Raw genomic sequence first — 439 nt, forward strand, 5'->3', positions numbered from 1 at the left:
ACCCCATGAACCCGAGAAACGCCAACCACAGGCCATGGTTGCCAAACCCGCTCATGGCCACCGCCACCGGCAGCGCAATCAGCACCGAAACCAGCATCGCATTGCGCATCTCCCGCGCGCGGGTGGCGCCGATGAACAAACCGTCCAGCAAGTAACTCCACACCGCAATCAATGGCAGCAACGCCAGGTAAGGCAAGTACGGGTAAGCGGCTGCGCGGACGCTGTCGATGTCGGTCTGCAGATCGATGAACAGGTGCCCACCCAGCAGGAACATCCCGGCAAACCCGAGACTGGTGATCAGTGACCAACCGCAGGCCACCACCAGGGAGCGGCGCAAGGTGAGGCGATCACCGGCACCGATGGCGTGGCCGCACAGTGCCTCCACCGCATGCGCCAGCCCATCCAGCGCATAGGCGGTCAGCAGCAGGCCATTGAGCAG

At 63.8% G+C, this 439-nt stretch carries 1 protein-coding gene; it reads right to left on the reverse strand.

The features are described 5' to 3' along the window. On the reverse strand, positions 1–439 hold a 439-nt coding region (locus GYA94_RS26270), incomplete at both ends, for an MATE family efflux transporter (RefSeq protein ID WP_255327002.1).

Source organism: Pseudomonas juntendi (assembly GCF_009932375.1).
GTDB lineage: Bacteria > Pseudomonadota > Gammaproteobacteria > Pseudomonadales > Pseudomonadaceae > Aquipseudomonas > Aquipseudomonas juntendi.